The organism is Rheinheimera muenzenbergensis (assembly GCF_036984005.1).
GTDB classification, from domain to species: Bacteria; Pseudomonadota; Gammaproteobacteria; order Enterobacterales; family Alteromonadaceae; genus Alishewanella; species Alishewanella muenzenbergensis.
Genome location: NZ_JALAAR010000009.1, coordinates 123,927 through 150,170 on the forward strand (window position 1 = coordinate 123,927; position 26,244 = coordinate 150,170).

Annotated in this window: 29 protein-coding genes; 23 read left to right on the forward strand and 6 right to left on the reverse strand. The window is 47.9% G+C overall.

Going from position 1 to position 26,244, the window contains the following annotated elements; genetic code table 11:
* The first annotated feature begins 27 nt into the window (after window positions 1-27).
* The 9 genes from MN202_RS11930 (at window position 28) to MN202_RS11970 (ending at window position 6,950) form a co-directional block, all read left to right on the forward strand.
* The gene (locus tag MN202_RS11930) at window positions 28-279 is read left to right on the forward strand and encodes a hypothetical protein (RefSeq protein WP_335736353.1); all 252 of its coding nucleotides are present in this window, start codon (window positions 28-30) and stop codon (window positions 277-279) included.
* A gap of 88 nt (window positions 280-367) precedes the next feature.
* Window positions 368-2,293, forward strand: coding sequence for an ATP-dependent DNA helicase (locus tag MN202_RS11935; protein WP_335736354.1), 1,926 nt, complete (start codon window positions 368-370; stop codon window positions 2,291-2,293).
* Window positions 2,294-2,378: 85 nt separating this feature from the next.
* The gene (locus MN202_RS11940; protein WP_335736355.1) at window positions 2,379-3,308 is read left to right on the forward strand and encodes a hypothetical protein; all 930 of its coding nucleotides are present in this window, start codon (window positions 2,379-2,381) and stop codon (window positions 3,306-3,308) included.
* Window positions 3,308-3,904 (forward strand): hypothetical protein, encoded by a 597-nt coding sequence (locus tag MN202_RS11945; protein WP_335736356.1) that lies wholly within the window; start codon window positions 3,308-3,310, stop codon window positions 3,902-3,904. Before MN202_RS11940 ends, MN202_RS11945 begins: the two co-directional genes overlap by 1 nt.
* A gap of 78 nt (window positions 3,905-3,982) precedes the next feature.
* Complete coding sequence (gene tsaB, locus MN202_RS11950; RefSeq protein WP_335736357.1) at window positions 3,983-4,669, forward strand: tRNA (adenosine(37)-N6)-threonylcarbamoyltransferase complex dimerization subunit type 1 TsaB; 687 nt, start codon at window positions 3,983-3,985, stop codon at window positions 4,667-4,669.
* 195 nt (window positions 4,670-4,864) lie between these two features.
* Window positions 4,865-5,167, forward strand: a complete 303-nt coding sequence (locus MN202_RS11955) for a hypothetical protein (protein WP_335736358.1) — start codon at window positions 4,865-4,867, stop codon at window positions 5,165-5,167.
* 61 nt (window positions 5,168-5,228) lie between these two features.
* Entirely contained in the window at window positions 5,229-5,969 is a 741-nt protein-coding gene (locus MN202_RS11960) for an SDR family NAD(P)-dependent oxidoreductase (protein ID WP_335736359.1), read from the forward strand.
* Complete coding sequence (locus MN202_RS11965; RefSeq protein WP_335736360.1) at window positions 5,966-6,466, forward strand: DUF2878 family protein; 501 nt, start codon at window positions 5,966-5,968, stop codon at window positions 6,464-6,466. The genes MN202_RS11960 and MN202_RS11965 overlap by 4 nt, the downstream gene beginning before the upstream one ends.
* Window positions 6,450-6,950, forward strand: coding sequence for a chalcone isomerase family protein (locus tag MN202_RS11970; protein WP_335736361.1), 501 nt, complete (start codon window positions 6,450-6,452; stop codon window positions 6,948-6,950). The genes MN202_RS11965 and MN202_RS11970 overlap by 17 nt, the downstream gene beginning before the upstream one ends.
* A 139-nt stretch (window positions 6,951-7,089) precedes the next feature.
* Here MN202_RS11970 and MN202_RS11975 read toward each other — a convergent pair whose 3' ends face one another.
* Window positions 7,090-8,388, reverse strand: a complete 1,299-nt coding sequence (locus tag MN202_RS11975) for an alkaline phosphatase (protein ID WP_335736362.1) — start codon at window positions 8,386-8,388, stop codon at window positions 7,090-7,092.
* A 225-nt stretch (window positions 8,389-8,613) separates the two neighbouring features.
* Between MN202_RS11975 and MN202_RS11980 the strand changes: the two genes are divergently transcribed.
* The 10 genes from MN202_RS11980 to MN202_RS12025 all read left to right on the forward strand — a co-directional run bounded on the left by MN202_RS11980 (window position 8,614) and on the right by MN202_RS12025 (window position 20,663).
* Window positions 8,614-9,465: a class I SAM-dependent methyltransferase gene (locus MN202_RS11980; RefSeq protein ID WP_335736363.1), complete on the forward strand. Its 852-nt coding sequence runs from the start codon at window positions 8,614-8,616 to the stop codon at window positions 9,463-9,465.
* Window positions 9,466-9,611: 146 nt separating this feature from the next.
* Window positions 9,612-11,267 (forward strand): long-chain-fatty-acid--CoA ligase FadD, encoded by a 1,656-nt coding sequence (fadD, locus tag MN202_RS11985; protein ID WP_335736364.1) that lies wholly within the window; start codon window positions 9,612-9,614, stop codon window positions 11,265-11,267.
* 68 nt (window positions 11,268-11,335) lie between these two features.
* The gene (gene rnd / locus MN202_RS11990) at window positions 11,336-12,469 is read left to right on the forward strand and encodes a ribonuclease D (RefSeq protein WP_335736365.1); all 1,134 of its coding nucleotides are present in this window, start codon (window positions 11,336-11,338) and stop codon (window positions 12,467-12,469) included.
* 144 nt (window positions 12,470-12,613) lie between these two features.
* Entirely contained in the window at window positions 12,614-14,008 is a 1,395-nt protein-coding gene (locus MN202_RS11995; protein ID WP_335736366.1) for a DUF4397 domain-containing protein, read from the forward strand.
* Window positions 14,009-14,292: 284 nt separating this feature from the next.
* A complete protein-coding gene (locus MN202_RS12000) occupies window positions 14,293-15,015 on the forward strand; it encodes a PEP-CTERM sorting domain-containing protein (RefSeq protein WP_335736367.1) in 723 nt (240 codons plus the stop codon).
* A gap of 164 nt (window positions 15,016-15,179) precedes the next feature.
* Complete coding sequence (locus MN202_RS12005; RefSeq protein ID WP_335736368.1) at window positions 15,180-17,114, forward strand: alpha/beta hydrolase family protein; 1,935 nt, start codon at window positions 15,180-15,182, stop codon at window positions 17,112-17,114.
* A gap of 198 nt (window positions 17,115-17,312) precedes the next feature.
* Entirely contained in the window at window positions 17,313-18,017 is a 705-nt protein-coding gene (locus MN202_RS12010) for a hypothetical protein (RefSeq protein ID WP_335736369.1), read from the forward strand.
* A gap of 266 nt (window positions 18,018-18,283) precedes the next feature.
* Window positions 18,284-19,432, forward strand: a complete 1,149-nt coding sequence (locus MN202_RS12015; RefSeq protein WP_335736370.1) for a lysozyme inhibitor LprI family protein — start codon at window positions 18,284-18,286, stop codon at window positions 19,430-19,432.
* Window positions 19,433-19,469: 37 nt separating this feature from the next.
* A complete protein-coding gene (locus tag MN202_RS12020) occupies window positions 19,470-19,970 on the forward strand; it encodes a hypothetical protein (RefSeq protein WP_335736371.1) in 501 nt (166 codons plus the stop codon).
* Window positions 19,971-20,114: 144 nt separating this feature from the next.
* Window positions 20,115-20,663 (forward strand): hypothetical protein, encoded by a 549-nt coding sequence (locus tag MN202_RS12025; protein WP_335736372.1) that lies wholly within the window; start codon window positions 20,115-20,117, stop codon window positions 20,661-20,663.
* 38 nt (window positions 20,664-20,701) lie between these two features.
* Here the strand turns inward: MN202_RS12025 and MN202_RS12030 are convergent, their stop codons facing one another.
* The 5 genes from MN202_RS12030 to minC all read right to left on the reverse strand — a co-directional run bounded on the left by MN202_RS12030 (window position 20,702) and on the right by minC (window position 23,586).
* Entirely contained in the window at window positions 20,702-21,205 is a 504-nt protein-coding gene (locus MN202_RS12030) for a hypothetical protein (protein ID WP_335736373.1), read from the reverse strand.
* Between the two features lie 122 nt (window positions 21,206-21,327).
* Window positions 21,328-21,726 carry a hypothetical protein gene (locus MN202_RS12035; protein WP_335736374.1) on the reverse strand — a complete coding sequence of 133 codons (399 nt, stop codon included), beginning with the start codon at window positions 21,724-21,726 and terminating at the stop codon, window positions 21,328-21,330.
* 71 nt (window positions 21,727-21,797) lie between these two features.
* On the reverse strand, window positions 21,798-22,058 hold the full coding sequence (gene minE / locus MN202_RS12040) for a cell division topological specificity factor MinE (RefSeq protein WP_335736375.1): 261 nt from the start codon (window positions 22,056-22,058) through the stop codon (window positions 21,798-21,800).
* 3 nt (window positions 22,059-22,061) lie between these two features.
* Window positions 22,062-22,871 (reverse strand): septum site-determining protein MinD, encoded by an 810-nt coding sequence (minD, locus tag MN202_RS12045; RefSeq protein ID WP_335736376.1) that lies wholly within the window; start codon window positions 22,869-22,871, stop codon window positions 22,062-22,064.
* Window positions 22,872-22,881: 10 nt separating this feature from the next.
* Window positions 22,882-23,586, reverse strand: a complete 705-nt coding sequence (minC, locus tag MN202_RS12050) for a septum site-determining protein MinC (protein WP_335736377.1) — start codon at window positions 23,584-23,586, stop codon at window positions 22,882-22,884.
* 164 nt (window positions 23,587-23,750) lie between these two features.
* On the opposite strand from minC, the gene MN202_RS12055 reads away from it, so the two are divergent.
* Genes MN202_RS12055 through MN202_RS12070 form a run of 4 tightly spaced genes read left to right on the forward strand, consistent with a single transcriptional unit; the run spans window position 23,751 to window position 26,228 of the window.
* Window positions 23,751-24,017 carry a YcgL domain-containing protein gene (locus MN202_RS12055; protein WP_335736378.1) on the forward strand — a complete coding sequence of 89 codons (267 nt, stop codon included), beginning with the start codon at window positions 23,751-23,753 and terminating at the stop codon, window positions 24,015-24,017.
* Window positions 24,018-24,047: 30 nt separating this feature from the next.
* The gene (locus tag MN202_RS12060; RefSeq protein ID WP_335736379.1) at window positions 24,048-25,064 is read left to right on the forward strand and encodes a lytic murein transglycosylase; all 1,017 of its coding nucleotides are present in this window, start codon (window positions 24,048-24,050) and stop codon (window positions 25,062-25,064) included.
* 4 nt (window positions 25,065-25,068) lie between these two features.
* Window positions 25,069-25,737: a fumarylacetoacetate hydrolase family protein gene (locus MN202_RS12065; RefSeq protein ID WP_335736380.1), complete on the forward strand. Its 669-nt coding sequence runs from the start codon at window positions 25,069-25,071 to the stop codon at window positions 25,735-25,737.
* Window positions 25,734-26,228, forward strand: a complete 495-nt coding sequence (locus MN202_RS12070) for a YcgN family cysteine cluster protein (protein ID WP_335736381.1) — start codon at window positions 25,734-25,736, stop codon at window positions 26,226-26,228. Before MN202_RS12065 ends, MN202_RS12070 begins: the two co-directional genes overlap by 4 nt.
* The last annotated feature ends 16 nt before the right edge of the window (window positions 26,229-26,244 follow it).

Here is a 26,244-nt window from a genome sequence, read left to right on the forward strand (position 1 = left end):
ACAGGTAAATAGCGTTAGGAGAGACTAATGGATGCTTTTCTGCCCTTTGTGCAGCGTGTGCCCGGTACGCCGGTCGAACCTGATCCAAAACAGGTGGTGCCGGTGTTTAAGGATGCGCGCTTAACGCCGATTAAGCCGCATGAGCAAAAGTATCTGATCCTGTCCCGCTCTGCGCGCAAAGGCGAGCGCCGTCAGCAAGACTACCCCGACGCACCTTACACCACACCAGAAGATGAGCAGCACGTCGATAAAGACGGCCATCTGGATATTTTTGTCTGAATTTGCCCGCTATTAAGGCATAATAGCCGCCTTATTTTACGACTGGTTTTCTCTGTGCTTTTCAGCTTCTATTACAGTTTGAGACATTATGCGTAAGCAGGTTGCCAGCGCCTTTGCGCCCGGCGGTGCCTTAGCGGCGCATATTGCCGGTTTTAATGCCCGTGATGCCCAGTTACAGATGGCGCAGGCGGTGGCCGATGTTATCGAAACGCCGGGTGCCCTGGTGGTTGAAGCCGGCACCGGTACCGGCAAAACCTATGCCTATTTAGTACCGGCGCTGCTGAGCGGTAAAAAAGTGGTGCTATCGACCGGTACCAAGAATTTGCAGGAGCAGCTGTATTTTCGTGACTTGCCTAAAGTGGTTAAAGCGCTGGCCAGCCCATTGCAATTGGCGCTGCTAAAAGGCCGCAGCAACTATCTATGTTTGTTCCGGCTTGAGCAGCACTATAACCATGTACCAGTGCAGGACGAGCAATTAATTCAGGATCTTAGCCTGATCAAAAAATGGTCGGCCGAAACCCAAAGCGGTGATATCGGTGAGCTGAGTTATATCAGCGAAGACTCTAAAGCGCTGCCGTACGTTACCAGCACTACCGACAACTGCCTGGGTAAAGATTGCCCGGTATACGAAGACTGCCATTTACTCAAAGCACGTAAAAAAGCCCAGGCGGCGGATTTAGTAGTAGTAAACCATCATTTGTTTTTTGCTGATTTAGCATTAAAAGACACCGGCTTTGGCGAGCTGTTGCCACAAATGGATGTGATTATTTTTGATGAAGCGCATCAGCTGCCCGATATTGCCAGTGATTACTTTGGTGAGAATATCTCCAGCCGTATTTTGCTGGAGCTGTGCCGCGATATCGATGTCGCCTGTAAAACCGAGCTGCGCGACCATCCGCAGCTGGCGAAAACGGCCGATAAAGTGACGCAGCTGATTAAAGACTGGCGGCTGCAGTTTGCGCCAGAGCCTGGGCGTGGTAACTGGCGTGAGCAGTATCAAAAGCCCGGCATGCAGCAGGCGCTGAACCGGGTGGTTGAAGCCATTGATATGTTGTATCTGGTGATGAAAAGCAGCCTCGGCCGCAGTGATCTTGTCGATAATGCCTTTGAACGGCTGGCGCTGGCTAAAGCCCGGCTGCAGAAACTGACCGATATGCAGCAAACCGGCGTCAGTTTATGGTTTGAAACCAGCCGCTTGCATGTCAATTTGCATTTAACGCCACTGAGTATCGCCGATAAATTCCGCGCCATAGTGGCAGAACATGAACGCAGCTGGGTGTTTACCTCGGCTACTTTGTCGGTCAATAACGGTTTTAGCCATTACACGGCGCAAATGGGGCTGAATAACGCCAAAACCCTGCTACTGGAAAGCCCGTTTAGTTATGCCGAGCAGGCTTTGCTTTGTGTGCCGCGCTATTTAAGCGAGCCACACGAGCAGGCAATGGCAGGTCAGTTACTGCAAATTGCGCTGCGGCTGATTGAAGCCAATAACGGCCGCTGTTTCTTCCTGTTTACCAGCCACCGTATGCTAAAGCTGGTGGCGCAACAACTGCCAGACTTAATACGCCAACCGGTATTGGTGCAAGGCAGCACCGGTAAGCGTTTGCTGTTGGAGCAGTTTGTTAAACTGGATAATGCGGTGCTTTTGGGCACCGGCAGTTTCTGGGAAGGGGTAGATGTACGCGGTGATACGCTAAGCTGCGTGATTATTGATAAACTGCCCTTTGCCTCACCGGATGAGCCTTTGCTGCAAGCGCGCAGTGAAGACTGCAGCAGACGTGGTCTGGATCCCTTTGCGGAAGTACAGTTACCGCAGGCGGTGATTACCTTAAAGCAGGGCGTCGGTCGTTTAATCCGCGATGTTAGCGATCGCGGTGTAATGGTGATCTGTGATAACCGTTTGGTAACTAAACCCTATGGCGAAGTATTTTTAACCAGCTTACCGCCAATGCGTCGCACCCGCTCGCTGGATGAGGCGGTACATTTTCTGCGAAAAATGAAAGTAGGGAAATAAATAGTAAATATTGTGTGAAATATGTTTTTTGTTTAAGGTCTTTTTTGCTATTCTGGGGCTCTTGCGCAATTAAGGAAGATAGCAAATGAGAGTCCCCAACAGCCACAGTTACGCAAATCACAAAGCAGAGCAAATCAAAACGGCGCAGAGGCAAGCAGAACTAGAGCATGTTCTGGAAAAGCACCATACTACGCTCGTTGTTATGAATTCGGCTGAATTTATTGAGCTGGCTTTAAACATAAAGCAGCAAAATGGTATGACGGCTAAGCAAGCTCAACAATGGCTGGTTAGCCTGCTTCAGTTAAAAAGTGATGCAGATAAAATCTGGCAAACCTATGAAAGCAATATTAAGTTTATCGCAGGCTTTGCGGCTATTGGATTAGACGCTGGAGCGTTAACAGTTATTGCCAAAGACTTAAAACGCAGCGGCAATGCTTTCGCGAAATATCAGGTACAGAAATTCCAGGGGCAGCAGCACATCATTCTGGAAGGCTATGCCGGCATGAGAAAGCACCTTACCGGCACACGTTATTTGGCTAGCAACCCCAAAATTGTCTCTATGGGAATAGGTGAGTTAGGTGCTGTAAATGCTATCAAAGTAGGTTTTATAGTGTCAGTAGTGGTTTCTGTTAGTTTTCACGGTTTGGATCAACTTATGAATGACCAACGTACCTTGCACCATTTTGTCGGCGGGGTAGCTGCGGATATGGTCTACTCTGTGGTTGTTTCGGTTGTGTCTTGGGCTCTTGTCGCAAAATATGTTGGTGCGGCGTCGATGATGGCCATAGGGCCTATGTTGGCCGTTGTTGTTATAGGTACTGCATTTGCTTTCGGTGTGTATTTTCTTGACAACAAAATACAACTGTCTGCAAAAACTGCCGCCATGCTTGCTCAGCTAGAAGCTGATATTACAGCAGCCAAAGCAGGTTCTAAAGCACTACACGCAGATTATGTTAGCGATAAGGAAAGTTTTCTTAAAAAGCTGTTTGCTATTCCTGATTTGAGGGTATTTTAGTGTCTGCAACAAACACGAGAATAGTGCATGAAAATGAAAAGCCAGGCTGGTTTTCGACAATTTTGCTAGTGTTAGTTCTTTGGGGAATGGGCATCTATTTACTAGTGGAAATTGGGCTGTCTTTTAAGCAATTAATTAATATCGAACAGCGGCCATTGTATCTCGTCGGATCTCATAATTTGTTGCCGTTGTTATGTCTTGTTCCTGCACTGTTTTTGGCTGCCTTTGGTTTGATTTTAAAAGATTTAAAAAAGTTAACTGCAGAAAGATTTGATTGGGGCATTAAAGTTGTATTGGTTTGCGGCGCGGCTTTCGTTGTTGTGCGTATTTTATACGGTGGTTTTTTTGTTGATCAATATATGAGCAAGCATGGTTATAGCTATTGTAACCCGCTGACTGCAGTCAGTGCCTTATCACCACAAATTTGGGTTAGCGACTCTGCATTTTGTCTGGAAGAGAGCCGCAATGTAAGCGGTGAAGTACAAGAGTGGCTGGATGCGAAAACGGCTGCAGGCGAACGACCAACAGCTGAGGAAGCTCAGCAACACATTAAGCAACTGGCGCAGGCCTATCAGGCACGGTTTAACCGGTTTTAACTCTGCTGAGTGGGTACATGGTTTTTTCGTGCTATTCACGGTAAAATTCTGCCCTTTTTAGACAATGGCCTGCTGTTAATGACAAAGTTACTTGCCTTAGATACCTCCACTGAAGCCTGTTCGGTTGCGCTGCAAATTGGCAGTGAGTTATTAACGTTGGACGAAGTCTGCCCGCAGCAGCACAGCAAACGGGTGTTGCCGATGGTGCAACAGTTGTTAAGCCAGGCCGGGCTTAGCCTTAATCAACTCGACGGCATTGTGTTTGGCCGCGGTCCGGGCAGTTTTACCGGTGTGCGTATTGGCGTGGGGGTAACCCAGGGCCTGGCGTTTGGCGCCGATGTGCCGGTGTATGGCGTGTCGACCCTGGCGGCGATGGCGCAGGCGGCGCAGCGTCTACATGGCGCAACTCAGGTTATCGCCGCAATCGATGCCCGCATGGCCGAGGTGTATATTGGCCGCTTTGCGCTACACAACGGTTTGATGCGCGCAGAAAGCGAAGAATTGGCGCTAAAACCTGCTGAGCTAAGTGCCTTTAATCTGACGGGTGACGTCTATGCTGTCGGCACGGGTTGGCAAACCTATGCCCAAGAGCTGTTGCAGCAACAAGCCGCCATTATTGCGGCTGATATTCTCTACCCATCGGCACAGGATATGCTGACACTGGCGCTGCCGGCATTGACAGCAGGGCAGTTTATAGCCGCTGAGCTGGCAGAACCGGTGTATGTACGCGATGAGGTAACCTGGCAAAAACTGCCTGGGCGCTAACCGTCCTGCCTGAAGCTGCAGCGGTGTTGGCTGCGTTAACTTCCCCCAATCACATAGACAACTATGCTCATGGGGACTAGTTAACTTGCCGCCTAGCTGCAACTTCAATTAGTTTGGCTAGCCGAAATGTAAAAATGCTTGGTTTGTTAGCGGCGCTGGCTATAATTAGCGCTAGGTCTGAGTGAACTTTGTACTATGACACTGAATATCAACTCTACAGCAAATGCGACACAAAGCATCAGTACCGTATTTAACGGTGCTGAGCCACGTCGTGTGCCGCAGCGTGATGAACAACGCACTGAGTTGCCGCCCGGCCGTGGTGTGCGTGCCAGTACCGAAGTGATTAACCGCTTAGATGATGAACGCCGCGAACAAGCCAGTTTCCGCTCTAATACCGACCGGCGCAGTCAGCAGGCGATTGAAGCCTACCAAAGCCAGGCTAACGAACAACGCCGCAGTGAAGTACAAAGCCTGTTAGGCGTTGATCTTTACGCCTGAATAAATCCAACTGCTACTTTTAGCCGTAGTCGTAACAGTACTTACCTGTTTAGGGACGGTTATGACTTCTACTTGTTTAATTACCGGCGCCAGCTCTGGCATTGGCCGCCAGTTGGCGCTGCACTATGCTGCCAACGGCTGGACAGTTTATGCATTGGCGCGCTCTGCCGATAAGCTTGCTGAGCTGAGCAAAAATGCCGGCATTCATGCACTACCACTGGATCTTACTGATAACACGGCGATACAGGCTACGGCTGCAAACTTGCTGGACCAGGGCGTGATTTTAGACCTGGTGTTACTAAATGCCGGCACCTGTGAATATGTCGATGCCAATGATTTGGACTTAGCCGCTTTTGAGCGCACCTTTGCTGTTAATTATCATGCGGTGGTGGCCGCCAGCAAATACTTTATGCCGCTGCTTAAAGCTTCATTGTCGCCGCAACTGGCGATTGTCAGCTCAATGGCGCACTTTTTCCCCTTTACCCGCGCTGAAGCCTATGGTGCCAGTAAAGCCGCTGTTAGCTACTTTACCGACAGCCTGCGGGTTGACCTGGCTGGCAGTGGCATTAGCGTGCATTTAATCGAGCCCGGTTTTGTTGATACTCCGCTAACACAAAAAAACGACTTTGCGATGCCGTTTCTGGTGTCTGTAAACGAGGCTGCTGAGCGCATTTATAACGGCTTGCGGCGCGGCAATAGCCGTATTCGTTTTCCACGGCGCTTAAGTGTGATGTTAAAGCTATTGTCTGTGCTGCCCTATAACCTGCGCAACGCAGTGGCGCTGCGGATGAAACAACAATGAGTGTTACAACAGGCTTTAACTGGCGGGCATTAATAGGCTTTCAACTAAGCTGGTTTGCGTTGGTGTTATGGCAGCAATGGGCACTGTTGCCGGTAGCCTTGTATTGGTTGTATGGGGTTTGGCGTTTGGCCAAAGCCGAACGTATAGCGGTATTGCTTATTTTGCTGCTTGGTATCGGCATAGATGCTTTGCTGGTGCAGTTTGCCGTGCTGCAATTTGCCGGATCTAACCTGCTGCCGCTATGGTTGTTAATGTTATGGGCTGTGTTTGCTTTGGCAGCCGTTGAGTTTATGGCCAAAGTGCTAACCCGGCCCTGGCTGGCCGCGCTGCTGGGGGCCAGTGGCGGGCCTTTATCTTACTGGGGCGGAGCCGCACTAAGCGGTGGCGCTTTGCAATTTCCGCTGCAGCTGTGGTCTGCGCTGATATTAGTTGTGGTTTGGGCGCTGATCGCGATAGCGCTGGGCCAGAGCAGGAGGTTTTATGTTAAAGCCGGTTAGTTTAGTACTTGTGTTATTGCTGGGGGGGAATGCGTACGCTATACCCGATCTGAAAACGGTGGGTGAAGGCTCTTACCGCTATTTATTCTGGCAGTTATATGATGCCCGCCTGGCGACGGTTGATGGTGCCTTTAGCGATTATCGCCAAAATGCGCCGGTGTTGCTGGAACTCACCTACAAGCGTGATATTACTAAACAACAGTTTATTGATGCCACTGTCGATGAATGGCAAAAGCTGGGCCACAGCAGCGAAGCGCAGCAACAGCAGTGGGCAACACAGTTGCAAGCACTGTGGCAGGATGTGAAAGCAGGCGATCGCTTAGCGGCCTTGTTATTGGATGATGGCCGGGTGCAGTTTTATTTTAACGGCACTGAAACCGGCGTGCTGGATGATACGGCTTTTGGTGCGGCATTCTTTGATATTTGGTTGCACCCGGATACCAGTGCACCTAAGTTGCGCCGCCAGTTGCTGGCGGTAAACTAGCGCCTCGCTATCGAACCGGTTTGCTCACGCTAACACGCCGTAAACCCATCCATGGGGGCTCGTGTCAGCCCGTCCGGGGCTGACACGGTTAGCTTAGAGTAAATCGGTTCTCACTTCGGTGTGTAAACTAACACGCATACTACTTAGTTTGCTGAATATACTGCATCAGCTTTTTCGCGATCTGGGTATTATCCTGAAAGCCGGCGAAGGCTTTAGCCTCTTTACCGTAGGCCAATACAGCCACATCGGCCGCTGTATGGCCGCCTGTGGTCCAGCCGGTGTAGGAGTATTTAGCGACCAGTTGATTAGACAATTTACGCAGTGTCGTCTCATCTTGCTGACGGGTGGCCAGTAACTGTTTCAGCTCATCATCTGTCAGAGTAATAGAAGTAAGTTCAGCCCACAGTGCCAATGCCGCTGCATCTGACTCAGCTTTTTTCAGTTGCTGCGCAATACTACGTCCGGTGGCTTTTACGTTGCCAACCACCTTCGGTAGCCATAAATATTCACCGGCAGCACCCAGCGACATACCGCCTGTTTCGTGATCTGCAGTAATGACCAGTATGGTATCCGGGTGTTTATCGACATAGGCCTTGGCTACCGCAATGGCTTTGGCAAAATCGTGCATTTCTGCCATGGCGCAGGCGATATCATTGTCGTGGCCGCACCAGTCAATCTGGCTGCCTTCAACCATCAACACAAAGCCTTTTTTCGCTGGTGTGAGTAATTGCAGCGCCTTGGTGGTTAATGTCGCCAATTGGCTATCCTGCTCAGAGTTTAATACCGCTGGTAAGCCGGTTTCGGCTAATAATGCCAGTGCGGGTGCGGCAGTTAGTGCAGACAGCTGTTGCCAGTTATCGGCGTATTGATAACCCATTTGCTTAAATTCACTGACCAGGTTTCTATCGTCGCGGACAAAATACTGCGTTCCGCCACCGAGCATAACATCGGCTACCGGCTTGCCATCAATACGGTAATCCAGATACATATCGGCTATTTCATTATAATTGCGCCGGCTTTTATTGTGCGCCAAAAAAGAGGCCGGCGTAGCATGGTTAATTTGCGAGCTGGCAACTATGCCATTGGTTTTACCGAGCTTTTTTGCCAGCTGCATCATGGTGCCGATAGGAATATGCTGACGGTTTACTGAGATAGCGCCGTTGTAACTTTTAAAGCCGGTAGCCAGCGCGGTAGCGCCGGCGGCTGAGTCAGTAACATAGGTATCGTCGTCAGGGTAGGTTGTGGCCATGCCCTGCCATAATTCATCAAAAATGGTATTTTCAACCGGTTTGGTAGCCGGATCGTCCTGCATATAGCGGTAGGCCGCCAGATACGCCGGCCCCATACCGTCGCCAATCATATAGATAATGTTGTTCGGAGCAGAAAATGTCAGTGCCGGAGCCAGCAGCAAAGATAAAGAAAGTAAATGTCGGCGCATCAGAATACCTTTTTAGTGTTTGACGTTAAGCGTCTGTAGTGTACTTTATACGTCAGGTATGACCAATAGATGTCGATGGCTGACATGCGAAACAGGCTAAAGCCGTTTCGCGATCTGCGGTTTCATTTGATTTAAAGGAACTGAAATCAAGCTACAGGCTCAAACCTTTACCGGTTCAGCTGGCAGTCAGCCAGCCGTTAAGTATTACTTTACAAGGTATGATGTATGTCGATAACAACTATAACAAAGACATGGCTCTGTTCAGGCCTGTTAACCGTGTTGGTAAGTGGCGTAAATTTGGCGAATGCCGAAGACCTGGCTGCTCAACTGCAACAATTGGCGCAAAGCGAGCAACGCAGCAGTGAAAATCTGTCCCGTAACCAATATCGTAACCCTGAACAGACGCTGCAGTTTTTTGGTTTAGAACCGACGATGTCGGTTTTAGAAATATGGCCGGCACATGGCTGGTATACCGAAATTTTGGCTCCGTTTTTAAAAGCAGAAGGCCAGTTAACGCTGGCACAGTTTCGTCACAACGACGGTTCGTTAAAAGATGACCGCAGTATATTTTGGGCCCGGGTCAGCCAAAAGCTGGAGCAGCGTATTGCCGAAAATCCGCAGCATTTTGGTAACCCGCGCTTTATCGAACTTGATCCGCCGATGTTATATCCTGCGGTTACTGAACAATTTGATATGGTGCTGACATTTCGTAATGCGCATATCTGGAATGAAAGCGGCCATCTGGCCGACACACTAAAAACCCTGTATGGCGCTTTAAAACCAGGCGGTGTGATGGGGATGGTTGAGCACCGGGCTGCCAAGCTTTCCGATATTTCCAGCTCCGCCGTTGAAGGGTATCTGGATGAATCCTATGTGATAGCCGCCGCCGAACTGGCGGGGTTTGAGCTGGTTGCCAGCAGTGAAGTTAATGCAAATCCGTTAGATACCAAAAACTACCCTAAAGGGGTTTATGCCTTACCACCAACGCTGGCGATGGGGCTACAGGATAAAAATAGCTATCTGTCGATTGGCGAAAGTGACCGTATGACGCTTAAATTCATTAAACCGGCAGAATAACTGCCGCAATTGTGTTAACAAAGCAATTGTGGGATGATTCAGCGTTAGAGTAATAACTCAAATAAACTTGTTACCGATTAAAAGCGCGACAACAGATTGCGTGTAGCAAGCTAAACAATAATAACCTTAGACAAGAGGAGAGGACGGTGGATAGAGTTTGGTTAAAACGTTACCCGTCAGGCGTACCCGCAGAAATTAATGCCGATCATTACCCGTCATTATTAGATATTTTTCAACAAAGCATCGCGCAGTATCCGGATAAAACCGCTTTTATCAATATGGGTAAAACCATCAGCTATGCCGAGCTGGATCAGCAAAGTACTGCTTTTGCCGCTTACCTGCAAACAGAGTTGGGGCTGAAAAAAGGCGATGCAGTTGCCATCATGATGCCAAATCTGTTGCAGTATCCAATTGCTTTAATGGGCATATTGCGGGCCGGCTGTGCAGTGGTTAACGTCAACCCGCTGTATACACCACGCGAGCTGGAACATCAGCTAAACGACTCTAAAGCCAAAGCCATCGTAATAGTAGAAAACTTTGCCCATACCCTGGCCGCCATTGAAGGCAAGGTAAAGCTGGATCATGTGATCTTAACCACTATGGGCGACCGCTTGGGCAGCGTAAAAGGCGCTATCGTTAATTTTGTGGTTAAGCACATTAAAAAGCTGGTACCGGCTTATACCCTGGCTAAATTTGTCCGCTTTAATCAGGTGCTGGAAAAAGGCGCCTCGCTGCAATACAGCAAGCCCGACATGCAGGGCAGCGACATTGCTTTCTTACAATACACTGGTGGCACAACCGGCGTATCAAAAGGTGCCATGTTAACACACCGTAATATGGTCGGTAACCTGGAGCAGGTTAGCGGCTGTTTGGATAAGTTGCTGGAAAAAGGCGCCGAGCAGGTCGTTACTGCGTTGCCGCTGTATCATATCTTTGCGTTAACCGCGAACTTCTTTACTTTCTTTAAATATGGCGCGACCAACCTGCTAATCACCAATCCGCGTGATATGAAAGGCTTTGTTAAAGAGCTGCAGAAGTTTCATTTCACCATCTTTACCGGTGTCAACACCCTATATAACGGTTTACTCAATACCCCTGGTTTTAGCGAGCTTAACTTCAGCGGTTTAAAAGCCTCTATCGGCGGCGGCATGGCAGTGCAGCGCCCGGTGGCTGAGCGCTGGCAAAAAGTAACCGGCACCCGCTTAATGGAAGGTTACGGCTTAACTGAATGTTGTCCGCTGGTAACGGTAAGCCCTTATGACTTAACCAGCTTTAACGGCAGCATTGGTTTGCCGGCACCGTCTACAGATATCCGTTTGGTGGATGAAGAAGGTAATGACGTTGCTCCGGGTGAACCGGGCGAAATGCTGGTGCAAGGTCCGCAAGTCATGCTGGGCTATTTAAACCGGCCGGAAGAAACCGCTAAAGTACTGAAAGACGGCTGGTTATACACCGGAGATATCGCCCGTATGGACGAAGAAGGCTTCTTTTACATTGTTGATCGTAAGAAAGACATGATCCTGGTATCAGGCTTTAACGTCTACCCGAACGAAATTGAAGAAGTCGTCGCCATGAGCGATAAAGTGCTGGAAGTGGCCGCCGTAGGTGTACCAAATGACGCCACCGGCGAAGCAGTAAAACTGTTTATCGTGAAAAAAGACGCCAGCCTGACCGAGCAGGAAGTGATCCAACACTGCCGGCAACATTTAACGGGCTATAAAGTGCCTAAACTGGTAGAATTTCGCACTGAGTTGCCAAAAACCAACGTGGGCAAGATCCTGCGGCGGGAACTTCGTGGCTAGCTTACAGTTGCTGTATCAGCTGTAATATAAGCCGGCGTAATTGCCGGCTTTTGTTTTAAAGGATCTGCATGTATTCGTTAATTACCGACAATAATGCGCTGGCAAGCTACTGTCAGCAGGTTGCGGCCAACAGTGTACTGGCACTGGACACCGAGTTTATCCGCCAGAGTACCCTGTATCCTAAACTTGGTTTAATTCAGTTGTTTGACGGCAGCAGCCTGGCGCTGGTCGATCCGCTAACCATTACTGACTGGCAGCCACTACAGCAGCTGTTATTACGGCCAGATTGCATCAAAATGCTGCATTCGTGCACCGAAGATCTGGAAGCGTTCGCCACCATTGGCATTAAAGATATTACACCCTTGTTCGATACCCAGCTTGCAGCAGAACTGTTGGGCTGGGGCAGCAGCATGGGGTATGCCAGGCTGGTTGAGCAGTTAAGTGCTCAGGTGCTGGATAAAAGCGAGTCGCGCACAGATTGGCTGGCACGGCCACTTAGCGCTACCCAACTGCAGTATGCGGCCAATGATGTCTATTATCTGCACCCGCTGTATAACAAACTGTGTGCGGAATTAAGCCCTGCGCAGCACAGCCTGTTGCTGCGGGAAGGTGAGCAACTGAATAAACGCAAGTTACAGCAGTTGCCATTGCAGTACCGTTTTCTCGAAATAAAAAACAGCTGGCAGTTAAGCCCACGTGAGCTGGCTGTGTTGCGTGAACTGGCCGCCTGGCGCCAGCAATATGCGATGGATAAAGATATCGCCTTAGGCCTGATAGTGAAAGACGCCGCTATGCTGGAACTGGCCAAGCGCCGGCCAGCCACGGCGGAGAGCTTAATGAATATCCCGGCGATACCGGCGCGTGAAGTGCGCCGCCATGCAAAAACGCTGGTCGACATTATTGCCGCTGCCAAAGACGTGCCGCAGCAATTGTGTCCACAACGTTTTTATCATACCGACAGCTTTAGCGGCCACAAAGAAACCAGCGAGCAACTGTCACAGGCTATTAAACAGGCTGCTGCTGCCCTGGCGATACCGGCTGAATTTATCTCAGTTAAACGCCAGTTAAACGAATACCTGAACTGGTGCTGGCGGGTGTCCGATCAGGATCGGGCTCTGCTGCCCTTGCCCGAGTATTTGCAAGGTTGGCGCGCCGAGTTGTTGCGACCTTTTTTACCCCGGCCAGCACATATCGACAGCTAAACCAGTATTAAACGCACCGCAGGCAAAAACCGATCAGACGATTTTTTGCCTGCTTTTATACGTTTTTTTGCCGATTTATTTCATGATCCCGCACTAATTTCGTTGCGTAATTTTTCAGCACTTATCAACTGAAGGGTTACAACAATGAAAGGAATAAAAATCTTTGCTTTGCCTGCAGTGCTGACACTGGCTTTATCCGGATGCTGGTTAGACAACGATTCAGATCCGGCGCCAACGCCAGAGCCTCCACCTCCGCCGCCGCCACCAGTAGTGGTAAATGCGTCGTTGCAGGTAGTGCATACCTCGATTGATGCACCTGATGTTAATGTGCTGGCCAATGACGCTGCGGCTGTTACCGGCCTGGCATTTGGCGAAGCGTCTGAAGTGCTGTCGCTGGCGCCTGCTACTTATAGTGTGGAAGTTGAAGCTATACTGCCAGGTGAGGGCAATACCGCTACGGTGATAGGCCCGTTGGATCTGCCACTGGCAGAAGCGAAACGCTACACGGTATTTGCCGTGGGTAAAGTGGCTGAAGAAACGCTGGAGCCAATAGTAGTAGAGGGAACAGTCGAAGACGTGGCAGCTGGTAAAATCCGCTTGCAGGTCGTACACGCAGCCTCTACCGCACCAGAGGTGGATATCCATGTTACCGCGCCCGGCGCTGCGCTAGGCACGCCGCTGGCGACCTTAATGTATAAAGACGCTACCGACTATGTCGAAGTTGACCCGGCAGAATATCAGGTGCGCATTACGCTGCCCGGTACTGATACCGTGGTATTTGACAGCGGCTCTCTGCCATTAACCACATCCGGCACAGATTTAGTGGTAGCTGCCATAGACAGCCAGTACTCCGGCGCATCGCCGGTATCGTTGTTGGCCGTAGGGCAAGATGGCAGCGAGATGGCTATTTTAGATGCTAACGCAACTGCATCAGTGCGCGTTGTACACAATGTGTCTGACGCACCAGCCGTAGATGTCATTGTTAATGATGCCATTACCTTAGTTGACGCCCTGGCGTTTCCAGACTTTACCCCTTATGTCGCTGTCGCGCCCGACAGTTACAACGTAAAAGTGGCCGCCGATGCGGATAACAGCGTGGTCGTCATTGATGCCGATCTGACGTTAGAGGCCGGTGCCTATTACAGCGTATTAGCCGTAGGCGCTTTGGGCAATAACAGCATTGAACCCCTGGTACTGGCCGATATGCCACGGCGCATTGCGACTGAAGCACAGGTACGCATAGTGCATGGCTCAACGCTGGCCGGTGAGGTAGATATCTATGTCACGCCGACAGAAGACATCAGCGCGGCCACGCCGGCTTTTGCTGCGGTACCCTTTAAAGCCGAAACCGGTTATGTCTCTTTGGCCGGCGGTGACTATGTGGTAACCGTCACCCCAGCCGGTAGCAAAATGGCGGCAATAGGCCCGGTAGCCTTAACCTTAGCCGCCAACAGCATTTACACCGCCATAGCCCGTGACGGCGCCGGCTTAACCGCAGATGTCGGGTTAATCTTAATGGACGATTTCGTCCAGCCATAACACCAAATAACAGAAGGTCCTGTTAAGTTAAAGCCCGCGTAAGCGGGCTTTGTTTTGCTTTAACATGTTCAGCGTTGTTGCGGGCAGTAATCTCTCTATTGAGCTGGACTAAATTAAAAATATCTAACTTATTGTTATTCCGATAGAAATTGTCTGGTTATTTTACAGTTTTTCATCTCGGTATTTTATAAATGCAGTAAAATCAATATCTTATTGTTTGGCGTGATTTTTGCTAAAGCTTTCGGCGCTTATTCAGGCAAAATAATAATATTAAAGGATTTAAGATGAAAAAGAGTTTAATCAACCTTGTTGCCGGTTGTGTAGTCGGTTTTAGCGGTCTGGCCCAGGCGGCAATTATTGATTTCACCGGTGGTACGGCCTATCTGAATAGTGGTGCCAGCTGCAACACTACAGATGTGACGCTATGTTCATCCGTTGACTACTATGAAGAAGATGGTTTTGTGTTTGATTTCATTGGTAGTTTTGAATATGTAGGTAATTACTACAACGCTTCAAACAGCGTTGTTCATGCGCATTGGCAAAATGGTTTACAGGCAATGGAGATCAAAAAATCCAATGGCGGCGTCTTTGATTTAAACTATTTTATCCTAACCAGCAATACAATCGTCGGTGGAGGCTGGGCTTCCGGTGCTGAAGAAACCTATGTCGAGGCCTGGGCCGGTGGTGTGATGTTAGAACGTTTATTATTGACGCCTGACACTTGGGGTTTTGTTGGCGTAAATAATATCGGCAGCCCGCTGCAGACCGACCCACAAATTTATTTAAGCTCAAATTTCGATGCAGTTGATACAGTGCGTTTTACATCTGCCAGCACCGTTCACGGTCAACCTGGGCATCAGCATGATGCATATTGTTTTGGTATGGATATGTTTTTTATTGACCAGGCCGCACCAGACTTTAATGACGTTCCTGCGCCGGCTTCAATTGCTTTATTGGGGCTAGGGCTGCTTGCATTATCTTCGCGTTCGTTAAAGCGAAATAAATAGAAGCAGCAAATCCTGCAGTTATAACTTAGTAAAAATAAAGCCCGCGTAAGCGGGCTTTGTTTTTGTGCAAATTTTATTGTTAACGTCTGTGAAATATTTTGCCAGTGGTAAGGTTTTTTGCTACTTTGCCGCAGCAAAAAATAATGGTTACAGGAATGTTAACAATGAAGTTGTCCGCTGTCTGCGCCTTATTATTGGGCGTGGTGTTGTCGGCTGTATCTGCAGCAAAAGAATTACCGGTTGAAGCCTTTGCCAGTGCGCCGGCAATCGACAAACTTAAGTTGTCGCCTGATGGTAGCAAGCTGTCGATGATCCAGACACTTGATACTGAAAAAGAGCAGTTAGTGCTGGTGAAATTATTTGATTTACAAACTGGGGAGCAAAAATACCTGGTTAAAGCTGACAGTCGCGACCTGAGAATTTACTCGGTGATCTGGGCCAACAATAAACAATTACTGATGCGCGCTGCCTATGCCTCACATCGTTATGGTACGCCGGTAACTGAAACCCGCCTGATGCTAATTGATGTAGAAACCGGTAAAAACCGAAGCGTTGTGAATGGCCAGTTACAAGGTAAACTGGTGCGTACGCCGCAATTTCAATCGAATATTGTTGCTTTAATGCCAGAGGATGAGCACAACATATTACTGGCGCTAGATGGCTTTAACCATGGCACCGGCACCAGTGTGGTTAAAGTGAGCCTGAACGGCGGGCTGCATGAAATGGTGGCGCATGCGCGTAAAGACTTGTACGACTGGGTGGCAGACCGTCAGCACAGGCCTCGCATTGCTTTGTTTCGTGATGATACCCGCTATGAAGTACAGGAGAAAATGCTCGACACTAAAGAGTTTCGGACTTTATGGCAGTTTGAGCTGTTCTCCGAGCAGGAAGTCTGGCCTATAGGCTTCGACGCTGATCCGAATATTTTGTATGTGTCAGCTTACCACGAAGGCAAGCTGGCGATATTTAAAACTGATCTATCGGCCGCCCAGCCAACGTTACAACTGGTTAAAGCCGATGAAAACTACGATGTACCGGCCGACATCCGCTATTCCTGGCAAGACAATAAGGTGATTGCCATAGGCGAAGAGTATGTTGATGCTGACTATCAGGCGTTTCAAAAAGCAGTAGACAAAGCTTTACCGGATGCGGACAACCATATTGTCAGCATGAGCAATGATAAAAACCGCTACATTATTGAAACCAGCAGTGCCACCAGCCCCGGCAGTTATCTGCTGGGCGAGCGTAAAGAAAAGTCGATGACCTTTTTATTGGACAAATACAGCCAGCTCGATCCTGAGCTAATGGTTGCCAAACAGAAAATTCAATACCAGGCCCGCGATGGCCTGAACATCGAAGGTTACCTGACCACGCCGCTAGGTTATCAGCAGGGGGCTGTGCCAACTATTATTTTCCCGCACGGTGGCCCAATTAGCTTTGATGACGGGGGTTTTGATTACTGGACACAGTTTTTTGCCAACCGTGGTTATGCAGTGTTGCAAATGAACTTTCGCGGCTCACACGGTTATGGTTTCGATTTTAAGCAAATGGGCCTGCAGGGCTGGGGCTTGCAAATGCAAGACGATGTCGAAGACGGCACCCGTTGGTTAATAAATAAAGGCATAGCCGACCCTAAGCGCATTTGCATAGTCGGAGCCAGCTACGGCGGTTATGCTGCGCTAATGGGCGCAGTAAAAACCCCGGATCTGTATCAATGCGCAGTGAGCTTTGCCGGTGTGACCGATGTTGAAGCTCTGGTTAAGTCGCATCGCCGATACAACAACTATGAAGTGGTAAAAAAGCAGGTTGGTGACGATTTTGACCTGCTGGAACAGCGCTCTCCTGTCAACCACGCCGACAAAATTCAGCTGCCTGTGCTGCTGGTGCATGGCACTAAAGACCGCAGTGTGCCGGTAAAGCAAAGTGTTGCTATGTATAAAGCACTAAAAAGCGAAAACAAGGACGTGCAGTACATTGAACTGGAAGACGGCGATCATTACCTCAGCACCAACAGCCACCGGCGGCAAACCTTTAAAGCGATGGACAGGTTTTTAAAGCAGCATCTTAATACCCAGTCACAACAGGCATTACAGCAATAACACACTGCCGGTTTTGCAGCCCGCTTAAAGGCGGGCTGTGTTATTTAGTTGTTCGATAAAGCGCTCGGCATTAGCCACAAACGTGCAACTAGGCGCCGGTATGGCAGTAACAGCAGAACTAAAAACCGGCCAGCGGCGGATTATAGAGTTTTTATTATCACCGGTGATTAAAGCAGTGGATGAAGGGGTTAGGGAGCGATGAGTAATACATTGAAGCGTTTATTTAAAAAGATAGATAAGAATTATCTAATTTTGTCAGTAGTAGTTTTGGTTGTTTTAAGTTTTGCATGGTGGTGGAAGATAGCGTTCTCGCCTTTAAAGGAGGGTTTATGCATTGATCCGGACAACCGGCACAGAGAAAAACTGGAGCTGGTTTACCTACAACAAGAAGAATGCCACGGCTTTAAATTTAAACAGATGGAAGGTGTGACTTACAAAATATTTTCTTCTGCACCAAAACGAGATTCGGCTGAAATGTTTATTCAGAGTCAGGTGCCTTATTGGTTCTCCGGTAGAAGTATCATATTGAAAGTATCTGAGAATGCTGGCGGTGAAAGGTATAAACATTTCTCCAATTATTTATCTTACAAAGAGAGTGATAGTGTGCACTTTGATGAATATTGGGGTTTGGATTATAACAAGCGTAATTACCATGACACTCCAAGCGATAAAAGCCATTACAGAGGGTTTTACTATTTTGATAAAGAGCATGTTTTTCATGCGTTCTGCATATTTCCGGGGCAAGAGGTTAATGCCCATTCCAGGTGCACACTTTACCTGACCTTACATGAGACGATTTTAGTCAGGCTTTCGGCAAACTATGGCGAAATGTCTGATGCGGCAGAGAAAATGAAACAATTAAAAGCGTTTTTATATTCTATTTTAATTCAACAAGAAGGATGATTTGATGACGGATTTAATTATTTTCGGAATGGTCACGACTGGTGGATGTATTATCGTTGAGCAGTATTAATTAATGGGATCAGATCAAAATTAAATAGCCAGTCGGCGTTAGTTTAATTTTGTTGTGATTCTATTTCGTCAGCTTAGAAATAAAAACCGGCCAGCAGCGGATTATTGAGTTTTTATTATAACCCGTGATTAAAGCGGTGGATGAAGGGGTAAGGGAGCGATGAGGTATTCAAAGCTTACACAACACAGAGGTTTAGATGAAGTTTAAATGGAAAGTGGCCTCAGGCTTTGTACTGCTTACGGTAGTGGCAGGAGGTGCGGTTACCTATTGGCAGCAAGACAAGGTAGCCGCAAAACGCCGCCCTGTAATTGAAGCGCCTAAATATACGCCCGAAGTGGATTGCAGCAATGCTGTAACTGACGCAGAAAAACTGATCTGTGCAGATGACAGTTTAAAGCAGTTGGATGCAGAGTTAGCGGTTGCTTATCACAATGACCTGCGCTGGCAGTTGCATACAGCAAAGTTTGCCATTAACCCGGAGCAGGAAATACTGCACGGCTGTATAAAGCAGCAACGTGAGCAATGCCGACAACGGATTGAAGCAGCGCAACGCCAATGGGCGGCTGATAGCCGGGATCAATGTAAAACAGCTGATTGCCTGGTTGCCGCTTATAAAAGCCGCATTGCACAGATAAACGGCCAACCAGAGCCGTTACCAAGCTTTCGTCTTAGCAACAACAGTAAACCAGAAATGTGCGAAGCGATGCTGGAAATTTTAAATCGTACACCAAGGCAACGTCTAGGTGCCTGCAACGAGTTTGATTTTTCTAATACGCCTTTTAGCCGAGTAACTAATGAAGCTGAACCAGATTTGCAAATGCAGTTTGCGCAATACCTGCATGCTGACAGCAGAAATAGGGATGTGCCCTTTGAGCAACATTGGCTCGATATTGAGCAGCAGTACCATAGCGGCCTGAAAAAGCTGTTTGCTGCGCAGATTGATGCTGATAGTGATGGGCAGAATGAATGGCTTTTAGAGTTCAATGAACCTCACTATGTGTGCAAGGTGTTGCCAGGAGTTAGTGTTGAGGAACGTAAATCTAAAGTACCTGCCAGCTACTATGAATGGAGCGGACTTAACAAAGAAGAACGGCTAGATCATGGTAAACGGCATGGCAGATATTCATCAATGACCCTTTTGAAGGATGGGGAAATGTATTCAGTTGAAGGTGGCAGGTTGATTCAATATCAGAACGAGTTTTTAGTTCTTAGGCAAGGCTTGATGATAGGCATCATTGATTCAAAAGTAAAGAGCTGGATTGAACTTGATTACATTCCCCAAAAGCCATTTTCGGAAAAGTACTGGTATTCTCATTCGTATTGTCAGTATTGGTATAACTATTGAACATTATAATTTAGAATGGCAATTGGAGTGGCTTGTTATGTTTTTTCTTAAAAAGAAAAGCTATTTTCTTATTGTTTTTACTTTTGTGATTTTGTTTGGTGAGGTTTGTTTGAACTACTCTGACTACATTGCGGAACAGTCTGAGGTGGTCTGTGAACGCGGTAGGATTGAGTCTTTTTCATCCCCAAGAAGCTCTGCTACGTTGTTCTATGCAATGGAATCCGGAGTTAGATTTTATGCTGAATCATTTAATAGAAATGAGGGGGCGTCTTACACTTCTGTCGTAAATGGAGAGTATAGCTTTAATCAAGAGCCTCACACTTTGTGCTATTTAATAATTACTCGATTTTTTTACTTTGATGTTTATTATGTTGTATATTTTGGTGATTATTCAAATTATTTAAAAAATCATAATGAATTAATGTCTTCTGTTGGCGCGGCTAATTTTCATACTTATATTTACATTTTTTACTTGATTTTATGTTTTGTTGGATTTATCGCATTGGTTAGAAAAATACAGGGCTTTATGGTTAATTAATCGAGTCAGAAGTATTTATTGCAATTTCAGGCCTAAAGCCAATCTGTGGTTATTGGTATTTTGTGATTGCGTACATTAGATATTTAATATGGAAAAAATTTGATAGTGGTTGTTGGCTTGTCATGATTAGCTGTCGAGTTTTTATTGATTGGTATAACTATTAATTTTTTTAAATTTAGTGTGGGTGCCGTTGTGGTTTTTGGGAAATTGAATCGCTGGTTTTACTTATTTTTTGTGGTCGCACTGTTGTTAGTAGAGTTTTATTCTAACCTTGATTATTACACTGCAGGTCCCGGTGAGGAGCGATGTGAGGAAGGTTACATAGTCAGGGGTATGTCTTCTAGAAGCGGAAGCGTTAGATTTAGACTGATTGATTATGATGTGGAGTTTGAATCTAATTCAATAAACAGATATGTAGGTGAGCAATACAATATATTTGTAGATGGAAAGTTTAAGACAAACCATGAGATTAATTTTGTTTGTTACTTTACTCTGAGGAGTTTTATTTTATTTGAAGAGGAGCATGTTTTTTACTTTGGTAATGACCGTGCTTTCGCTCTAAATGAAGAATTTTTAAGTGATTCTGTGTCTGATATCAACTCGTCTGTTTTTCGGGATTTTGCATTCTACATTTTTTTGTTTGCTATGTATTTTGTGTTGCTTTTTAAATTTATTTTAATTAAGAAGGTGTAGTACCTCAGGGGCGGGATTAGCATCTAAAGGTGTAATAGCTAAAAACCTGTTTTGCTAATATTGCGGATCCGCGCTTTGACAGATGGTGCTTCATCACGCAGTGCCATCTGAAAATATTGTTTAGTCTCATTAAGATATTTTGAATGCTGGCTGCTTAACAGATAAAAGCCATGGTATGCCCAAGCCCGGACGAATTTATTCTGATCTGTCAGCGTCAACCTTAAAAAGTGGTATACATGAATACTGTCGGCCTCGCTTATTGGCATGTATGACATACTTTGCAGCAGATGTAACTTAGCCTGCCAATGTTGTAAATGGTTAAGCGCCGGATATATTTTGGCAATTTGCCTTGCCGTTAACCTGTTACCGGCTTCAAGCCATGCTTTAAGTAACCAGGTTGCACCAATTTCACAGCTGGGTGTAAATGACAGGCTGACAATCTTGTCAGAGAAATCTGCATCCGCATGATAGGCGTCAAAAACCGCTTTGATGCCGGCGGCGGATTTGCCATCCCAAAGGGTTATATGGTGTTCAATAGTCATAGCTTTACCAAAGCTTTCTGCTGCCTTTATAGTCTGCTACCCGATTGTCTGCTGCTCGATTGTCTGCTTTACAGCAGCTGTGAGCAGTGACTGCCGGTAGTAGCTGTAATATTACGCTACTTTTAACGCCTTAACCGGCCTGCGCCAAAGATGGCTGAGCTGATTGCCAGAAACAATAGAAACGGATAAACGCCCTCTAAGATTTGTTCATCGGTGTACGTAGCAGCCCGCTGCATCAGTATGGCAGTTAGCAGGGCCATGCTGGCAAAAATAACGGCGGCCAGCCCGGATAGCCGCTGAGCCCACAGGTGCAGCCGCACTAGGTTAAAGCGTTGAAACCGGCTTAAACCCCAACTGCTGTATTGCCAGTAGCTAAACATCACGGATAAAAATGCGCCCCAAAGGTGGCCAAATGGCGTTGCCAACGTGAAGGCGGCCAGTTCGGTAGACAGGGCTGTGGCAAACAGCATCACCACTAAGATGCCAACACTATAGAGTGCTGAAAAGATGAATTGATACATAGTGTTGTGTTTAAGTTCTTGGCCTGGGGCTGAAAATAACAAACCCGCTGGCGCGGGTTTGTTGGCTAAGCTTAGCGCTTGTCATCCGGGAAGGTGACGTTGAGTTCCAGCACAGACAGTTGATCGTCGCGCTGCTCTAACGATACGGCGATATCTTCCGGCGAAATATCGACGTATTTACGGATCACTTCTAAAATGTCGCGCTCCAGCTGTGGCAGGTAGTCCGGGCTGTTGCGTTTTCTGCGCTCGTGCGCGACGATGATCTGCAGCCGCTCTTTGGCGGTGCTGGCGGTGTTCTTTTTACTTGAACGAAAATAATCCAGTAACGACATGCGTTAACCTCCAAAAATCCGTTTTAACAGGCCCTTTTTCTCCACTGTTAAAAAGCGGAAGGGCACATTTTCGCCCAGCAGGCGGTCAACCGTGTCTAAATAAGCCTGGCCGGCGTCGCTGTCTTTATCCAGAATTACCGGCTGGCCGGAGTTAGAGGCGTTTAATACTGCCTGAGATTCCGGTATTACGCCCAACAGGTCAATTGATAAAATCTCTTTTACATCTTCTACGCTAAGCATTTCGCCTTTTTCGACCCGCTCCGGGTTGTAGCGCGTTAGCAGCAGATGCTCTTTAATGGAATCGAGACCTTGTTCGGCGCGGCGTGATTTACTGGATAACATACCCAGAATGCGATCTGAGTCGCGCACCGATGATACTTCAGGGTTCGTCACCACCACGGCTTCGTCGGCAAAGTACAGAGCCATCATGGCGCCGGCTTCAATACCGGCAGGTGAGTCACACAGGATAAAATCAAAGTCTTTGGCCAGTTCGTTTAATACCCGCTCTACACCTTCTTTGGTCAGGGCGTCTTTATCACGGGTTTGTGATGCCGGCAGGATAAACAGGTTGTCGATACGTTTATCTTTTATCAGGGTTTGCTTTAAATTGGCTTCGCCGTTTATTACGTTAACGAAGTCATACACCACGCGCCGCTCGCAGCCCATAATTAAGTCGAGGTTTCTAAGGCCAATATCAAAATCGATAATGACCGTTTTGTGGCCTTTTAATGCCAGGCCGGTGCCAATGGCAGCGCTGGAGGTGGTTTTGCCTACGCCGCCTTTACCTGAGGTGACAACAATAATTTTTGCCATCAATAATTCCTTATACTAATTCTGCTAATACCAGTTGGTCGTCCTGCAACCTGACGCAGGCTGCCTTACCCCAAAAATTGCCTTGCAGACTTTCACTTAACCAATAATTACCGGCAATAGATACCAGCTCGGCTTGCAGGTTAGAGCAAAAGATCCGTTTTGAATTGTCACCGGCTGCACCGGCAATCGCTTTGCCGCGCAGGGTGCCATAAATATGAATATTGCCATCGGCGATAACCTCAGCGCCGGCACCGACAGTGCCCCTGACGATTAAATCTGTGCCTTTGGCGTAAATTTGCTGACCAGAGCGCACCGTTTGTTCAACAATACGGGCGTCCATTGCAACGCTGACTTGCTCTGCTGTGGTTTTAGCCGCCACGGGTGTATCGGCTGTCTTTGCTGCTTTGGTCTCTTTACCCAGCTGCAATGCAGCTAAACCGGCCTGTTGCGCCTGCTGCTTTAACGTAGCATTGGCACCACAAACGCCAACCAGCACCAGGTTTAAACCGCTAAACAGTTGCTTAATAGCTGCAAAGTCAGGTGTTTGCTGACAATTTGTCAGGTTTAAAATAATCGGCGCCTGATAAAAAAAGGCCGGGGCTTGAGCGAGTTTCTGGCTTAATTGCGTTGCCAGGGCATCGACACTGAGGTCGGCGCAGGATAGTACCGATAAAGGAAATAAACTGCCCTTTAATTCCAAAGACTGATCTGACATAAAGGTTGTATGCGCACTAGTTAGAGTTTGTTGCGGTTACCGCTTTACCAAGCTGCAACACGCGTTTTTATTTGCGCCGCGGCAATTGCCTGCCTACGCATAGAGTTGGCTTCATGTTATAGTCTGCGCCAAGGTTAAGCAAGGCAGATACGTGGTTTTATTCGATGCTATGTGCAGTATATAAAAGTGTTAAAAAAGACGGGGCTTATCTTTATGTGCAAAAGCGGGATGACTTTAGCTCAGTGCCGGCGGCACTGTTACAAAGCTTTGGTACACCGCAACTGGTGACGCTGATAAATTTGGCCAGCCGGGAACATTTAGCCAATGCCGATATCGATAAAGTGAAACAACAGTTGGCAGAGCAGGGGTTTTATCTGCAGTTTCCACCTCCTGTTGAAGATTTGCTGGCACAGCATAAACGCCAGCCTTAAATTCATCGTTAACCATAACAGGCGCTTTCTATGTTGAAGAAGTTTATTGCACTTGCGGCCTCTGCCGTATTCAGTGTCTCGCTGTATGCTGAGGACACTAAGCCTGATTTTGCGCAGTACAGCGCAGCATTAAAACAAGAGGCTCTGGCCAAAGGCTACAAGCCAGAACTGCTTGAGCCGGTATTTGCCTCACTGCAGTTTCATCAGCGGATAGTGTCGGCTGATAAATCACAACCTGAGTTTGTCGAAACCCTAAGTACCTATCTGCCGAAAAGAGTAAGCGAAACCCGCATTAAAATGGCACGCGAGCGCTATCAGCAGTATTTGCCCCAGCTGGAAAAAATTGCCGCAGACTACGGTGTACAGCCGCGTTTTATCGTCGCGTTGTGGGGGCTGGAAAGCAGCTTCGGCCGCATTATGGGCAATTACTCGGTGCCATCGGCGCTGGTTACACTGGCTTATGAAGGCCGGCGTGAAAGCTTCTTTAAACAAGAATTTTATCATGCGCTGGATATACTGGCGCAAGGCCATATCAGTCTGGACGATATGAAAGGCTCCTGGGCCGGTGCTATGGGGCAAAGCCAGTTTATGCCCAGCTCTTTTATGGCCTATGCCCGTGATGGTGATGGCGATGGCAAAAAAGATATCTGGACCAATCAGGCCGACGTCTTTGCCTCTATTGCCAACTATTTAAAACAACAGGGCTGGGATAACAGCAAAACCTGGGGCCGCGAGGTGCTGCTGCCAGCTGGTTTTGATGCAACTAATGCCATAGCACGCGGTAGCTTGCAGCGCAGCGAGTGGTTAGGCCGCTGGGCGCAGTCGGAGCGCAGCCTGGCTGACTGGAATAAGCTTGGTGTGCAGCGCTTAAATGCGACGGCTTTGCCGGCACGCGACATTAATGCAGCTCTGGTACTACCGGATGGCGAGGGCGGGCGGGCATTTTTAGCCTATGATAACTACAAAGTGCTGATGCACTGGAACCGGTCATACTATTTTGTTACCAGTGTCGGCCATCTGGCCGATTTGATTGTTGCAGCGGAGTAATAACATGAGTTATCAGCATGTCAGCGTAACTGGCCAGGCCATAGCGCTGCCGGTGGGCAAGGTAGTATGTATTGGCCAGAATTATCAGGACCATATTGCCGAGATGCAAAGTAAAACCGCGCCTGATGCGTTGTTTTTTATTAAGCCCGCCACAGCACTGTGTGCACTGGCACCGGGTTTTAGCATTCCGTTAAACCGTGGTGCGGTACATAATGAAACCGAACTGGCCGTACTGATTGCACAACCGCTTAAAAATGCCGGTTATGCACAGGTGCAAGACGCTATATGGGGCTACAGCCTGGCGCTGGATTTAACCCTGCGTGACGTGCAGGCCCAGTTAAAACAACTGGGCCGGCCGTGGGAAATAGCCAAAGCTTTTGACGGCGCCTGCCCGGTGGCCGGTTTTGTGGAAAAAACACAGCTGCAGCATCCGCAACAGACAGAATTTCGTTTAACGGTAAATGGCCAGCTGCGCCAGCAGGGTAACAGCGCCAATATGATCCGTGGCATTTGCCAGCTTATCAGCGAGATGAGCCAGCATTTTACGCTGCTGCCCGGTGACATAGTGTTAACCGGCACGCCGGCCGGGGTTGGCCCGCTGGTTGCCGGCGATACACTGGAGTTACAACTGGCAGAACATCTGCATATTACAACTAAGGTAAACGCATCATGACACTGGCAGAACGCTTTTGGGAAACGAAGTCCCTGCAGGACATGAACCAGGAAGAATGGGAGGCCTTGTGTGATGGCTGTGCCAAATGTTGCCTGAATAAATTTATTGATGACGATGAAGAAGAAGGCCCTACGGCGGTGTTGCATCAGGATGAACAGGTGCATTACACCAATATCGCCTGTCGTTACTTGAACAGCCATAAATGTGAGTGCACTGAATATAGCCAGCGTACAGTGCTGGTGCCGGATTGCATTGCGCTAACCAAGGACAATTTAAAAGATATCTTTTTTATGCCAACCAGCTGCGCTTACCGCCGCCTGCATGAGGGCCGGGGTTTACCGCATTGGCACCCGCTGCTAAACGGCGGCAAAAAAAGCCTGATGCATAAAAAACAAATGTCAGTGCGCAATAAAACCATTTCAGAGTTGCAGGTTAACCTGGATGACTTTGAAGACTTTATTGTTCGTTGGCCACTGAACGATTTGGATTAACTGCAGGAACTTTACC